This is a genomic window from Actinomadura rifamycini DSM 43936, from assembly GCF_000425065.1.
Taxonomy (GTDB): Bacteria; Actinomycetota; Actinomycetes; order Streptosporangiales; family Streptosporangiaceae; genus Spirillospora; species Spirillospora rifamycini.
Window position 1 is genome coordinate 1 of the sequence record NZ_AULB01000066.1, and the last position, 5,192, is coordinate 5,192.

Annotated in this window: 1 protein-coding gene; it reads left to right on the top strand. The window is 71.7% G+C overall.

The genetic code is table 11. From position 1 onward, the window contains the following. The coding region (locus H505_RS0133255; RefSeq protein WP_026405393.1) for a non-ribosomal peptide synthetase at positions 1-5,192 on the top strand (5,192 nt) is incomplete at both ends.

A 5,192-nucleotide genomic window follows, 5' to 3' on the forward strand; every position in this document is an offset into this window, starting at 1 on the left:
GCGTACGCGGCCCGTGTCCGGGGGGAGGCTCCCGCGTGGGAGCCGCTGCCCGTCCAGTACGCCGACTACGCCCTCTGGCAGCGCGACGTGCTCGGGGAGTTGGACGATCCAGGCAGCGTGATCTCCGCGCAGCTCGCCCACTGGCGGGAGGCGCTCGGCGGGATGCCGGACGAGCTGGCCCTGCCCCTCGACCGTCCCCGGACGTCCGACGCGTCGTTCCGCGCGGGCGTCGTCCCGGTACACGTCGATGCCGGTGTGCACGGGCGGCTCGTGGAGGTGGCGCAGCGGAACGGCGTCACGATGTTCATGGTGGCGCAGGCCGCGCTCGCGGTCCTCTTGTCGCGGATGGGCGCGGGCACCGACGTCCCGCTCGGCACGCCCGTCGCCGGGCGCGGCGACGCCGCCATGGAGAACATGGTCGGGTTCTTCCTCAACACGCTGGTGCTGCGGACGGACGTCGGCGGCGACCCGTCGTTCACCGAGCTGCTGGCCCGCGTCCGCGACACCGACCTGGCGGCGTTCGCGCACCAGGACGTCCCGTTCGAGCGGCTGGTGGAGGACCTGAACCCGGCGCGCTCGCTGGCCCGGCACCCGCTGTTCCAGGTCGCGCTCACTCTCCAGAACGTCCCGCAAGCCGCGGCCCCGGTGGAACTGGCGGGGCTCGACGTCGTCCCGTTCGCCGCTCCGGTGGGGGCGATGGCGGCGCGGTTCGACCTGTCGTTGGCGTTGACCGAGCACCGGGACGGCGGCGCCCCCGCCGGCATCGACGGACAGTTAGAGTTCGCCGCCGACCTGTTCGACGAGTCGACGGTCCGGGCGCTGTCGGAGCGTCTGGTGCGGGTGCTGGAGCAGGTCGCGGCCGATCCTCGCGCGCGCGTCCGGGACCTCGAACTGCTGGCGCCCGAGGAATGGCGGCGTGTGGTCCGCGAGTGGAACGACACCGCGCGCCCGGTGCCGGGCGGTTCGCTGGTGGAACTGTTCGAGGGGCAGGCGGCTCGGACTCCGGGCGCGGTCGCGGTGGTCGATGGCGGTGTGGAGCGGACGTTCGCGGAGCTGGACGCGCGGGCGAACGGTGTCGCGCGTGGCTTAGCGGGTCGTGGTGTGGGTCGCGGGTCGCTGGTGGGTGTGCGGATGCAGCGGTCTGCGGATCTTGTCACGACGTTGCTGGGGGTGCTGAAGGCCGGGGCGGCGTACGTCCCGCTGGACGTCTCGCACCCGGCGGACCGTGTGGCGTCGATCGTCGCGGAAGCCGGTGTGTCGGTCGTGCTGACGGACGACGATGCGTTCGAGCCGTTCGACCACGCTCCAGGCGTGGCCGTCTCCCCGGACGACCTGGCGTACGTCATGTACACCTCCGGGTCGAGCGGAGAGCCGAAGGGGGTAGCGGTCACGCACGGCAACGTCGCGGCGTTCGCGCTGGACGCCGCCTGGCGTGAGGATGTCGTGGAAAGCGTGCTGGTGCAGGCGAATCATGCGTTCGATGCGTCGACGTACGAGATATGGACGCCGCTCCTGCACGGCGGTCGACTGGTGATCACGCCGCCCGGCGAGGTCGACGCGACGGAGTGGACCGGGCTGATCGCCGAGCACGGCGTGACGAACGTGCACGCGACGGCGGGCCTGTTCCGGGTGCTTGCGGAGCAGTCCCCGGAGGTCTTCGCAGGTGTGCGGGAGGTGTCTACCGGTGGCGACGTGGTGTCGTCGTCCGCGATCCGCGCCCTCCTGGAGGCGCATCCTGACCTGGTGGTCCGTTCGACCTACGGGCCGACGGAGACGACGGCCTTCGCCACCCATGTCCCTTTCGACGTTGGCGATGAGGTTCCGGCGTCGGTGCCGATCGGGCGTCCGCTGGACAACACCCGGATGTACGTGCTGGACGAGTTCCTGCATCCGGTTCCGCCGGGCGTGGTGGGCGAGCTTTACATCGCGGGCGAAGGTGTGGCGCGCGGCTATGTCGGACGTCCCGTCCTGACGGCCGAGCGTTTCGTCGCCAACCCCTTCGATGGCTTTGGTCGTATGTACCGGACCGGTGACCTGGCCCGGTGGACACCCGACGGGCAGTTGGCCTTCGAGGGACGTGCCGACGAGCAGGTGAAGATACGCGGCTTCCGGATCGAACCGGCCGAGGTCGAGACCGTTCTGGCGGCCCACGAGAACGTCGTCCAGGCGGCCGTCATCGCGCGCGAAGACCAACCAGGAATCAAGCGGCTCGTCGCGTACGTCGTCGGCGACGCGGACGAGTCGACGCTGCGGGAGTTCGCCGCCGCCAAGCTCCCCGACTACATGGTCCCTGCGGCGTTCGTCCCGCTCGACGCCATCCCCATCACCCCCAACGGCAAGCTGGACCGGGCCGCGCTGCCCGCGCCCGCGTTCGCGGGCGGGGAGGCGGGGAGGGGGCCGCAGACGCCGACCGAAGAGGTCCTGTGCGGGCTGTTCGCCGACGTGCTCGGCCTGGACCGGGTCGGCGCGGAGGCTTCGTTCTTCGAGTTGGGCGGCGATTCCCTCCTGGCGATGCGGTTGATCGCCCGGGTCAGGGCGGTGCTGGGCGTCGAGGTGAGCATTCGGGACCTGTTCGCGTCGCCGACCGTCGCGGGCTTGGCCAGGGTCGGCGGCGAGGCCCGCATGCCGTTGACGGCCCGTCCCCGCCCGGACGAGGTCCCGCTGTCGTACGCGCAGCGGCGGATGTGGTTCCTGAACCGGCTGGAGGAGGCCGGCGCCGGTGCGGGCTACAACGTGCCGGTGGTGCTGCGGCTGTCCGGCGAGGTGGACGTCGCGGCGCTGGAGGCGGCGCTCGGGGACGTCGCCGACCGGCACGAGACCCTGCGCACGATCTTCCCGGACGTCGGCGGGCGGCCCCGGCAGCGGGTGCTGGGCGGCGCGGACGGACGTCCCCGCCTGCTGATCGACGAGGTCGGCGGAACGGCGGTGGGAGCGGCGGTCGCGGCCGAGGTCCGGCGCGGCTTCGACCTGTCCCGCGAGCTGCCGTGGCGGGCGCGGCTGCTGGTGGTGTCACCGGTCGAGTCCGTGCTCGTGGCGGTGACGCACCACATCGCGGTGGACGGCTGGTCCGTCGGCGTCCTGACGCGGGACCTCGGCGCCGCCTACGCGGCCCGCCGCCGGGGGGACGCGCCGGACTGGGCGCCGCTGCCCGTCCAGTACGCCGACTACGCCCTCTGGCAGCAGGACGTTCTCGGCGATCTGGAGGACACCGGGAGCGTCCTCGCGGACCAGCTTCGGTACTGGCGCGACGCGCTCGCCGGGCTCCCCGAGGAGATCGCACTGCCGGTCGACCGGCGGCGCCCGCCGGACCCCTCCTTCCGGGCCGGCGTGGTGCCGATCCGGGCGGACGCCGCGACCCACGCCCGGCTCACCGGGTTGGCGCGGCGGCGCGGCGTCACGATGTTCATGGTCGCGCAGGCCGCGCTCGCCGCGCTGCTGTCCCGGATGGGGGCCGGTACCGACATCGCCCTCGGCACGGCCGTCGCCGGGCGCGACGACGCGGCGGTCGAAGACCTGGTCGGGTTCTTCCTGAACACGCTGGTGCTGCGGACGGACGTGAGCGGCGACCCGTCGTTCGCCGAACTGCTGGAACGCGTCCGGGACACCGATCTCGCCGCGTTCGCGCATCAGGACGTCCCGTTCGAGCGGCTGGTCGAGGACCTCAACCCGGTGCGTTCGCTGGCCCGGCACCCGCTGTTCCAGGTGATCCTCGCGGTGCAGAACGCGTCCGAACCGGACGACGAATGGGACCTGTCCGGTCTGCGCGCGGTGCCGCTGCCTCCGGACGACACGGCGGTGGCGCGGTTCGACCTGTCGGTGACGCTCACCGAGCACCGCAGCGAGGACGGCGCCCCGGCGGGGCTCGGCGGAGAGATCCAGTACGCGGCCGACCTGTTCGACGAGCCGACCGTCCGGGCGTTGTCGGAGCATCTGGTGCGGGTGCTGGAGCAGGTCGCGGCCGACGCCGACACGCCCGTCTCCGAGATCGGCGTGCTGTCGGGCGACGAGCGCCGGTTGGTGCTGGAGGACTGGAATGACACGGCGCGTCCGTTGCCGGCCGGTTCGCTGGTCGAGCTGTTCGAGGCGCAGGCGTCTCGGACTCCGGGCGCGGTCGCGGTGGTCGATGGTGGTGTGTCGTGGACGTTCGCGGAGTTGGACGCGTGGGCGAATGGCGTTGCGCGTGGTTTGAGCGGTCGTGGTGTGGGTCGTGGGTCGCTGGTGGGTGTGCGGATGCAGCGGTCTGCGGGCTTGGTCGCGACGTTGTTGGGTGTGTTGAAGGCCGGTGCGGCGTACGTCCCGTTGGACGTTTCGCATCCGGAGGAGCGGCTGGCGTCGATCGTGGCGGAGGCCGGGATCTCGGTCGTCCTCGGTGACGACGACGTGTTCGAGCCGGTGGAGGAGAGGCCACAGACCCCGATCGGTGGCGGGGATCTGGCGTACGTCATGTACACCTCCGGTTCGACGGGGGTCCCGAAGGGTGTCGCGGTCACGCACGGCAACGTCGCGGCGTTCGCGCTGGACACGGCGTGGCGTGAGGACGTGTTGTCGTGCGTGTTGGTGCAGGCGAACCATGCGTTCGATGCGTCGACGTACGAGATCTGGGCTCCGCTTCTGCGTGGCGGTCGGTTGGTGATCGTTCCGCCTGGTGAGGTGGATGCGGCGGAGCGCGGCAGGCTGATCGCGGAGCATCGGGTGTCGCATGTGGTGGCGCCGTCGGGGTTGTTCCGGGTGCTTGCGGAGCAGTCGCCGGAGATCTTCGCCGGGGTGCGGGAGGTGCTGACCGGCGGCGACGTCGTGTCGTCCACCGCCATCGGCAGCCTGTTGGAGATGCACCCCGATCTGGAGGTCCGCCCCACCTACGGCCCCACCGAGACCACGGGGTTCGCGACGCACGTGCTGTTCACGGTCGGCGATGACGTCCCGGTGTCGGTGCCGATCGGTCGTCCGCTGGACAACACCCGGATGTACGTCCTCGACGAGTTCTTGCACCCGGTCGCGCCGGGTGTGGTGGGTGAGCTCTACATCGCGGGTGAGGGTGTTGCTCGCGGTTACGCGAGTCGTCCCGCCCTGACGGCGGAGCGGTTCGTTGCGTGCCCCTTCGGCGGTTCCGGCCGCATGTACCGGACGGGTGACCTGGCCCGGTGGACGCCGGACGGAAATCTGGTGTTCGAGGGGCGTGCCGACGAGCAGGT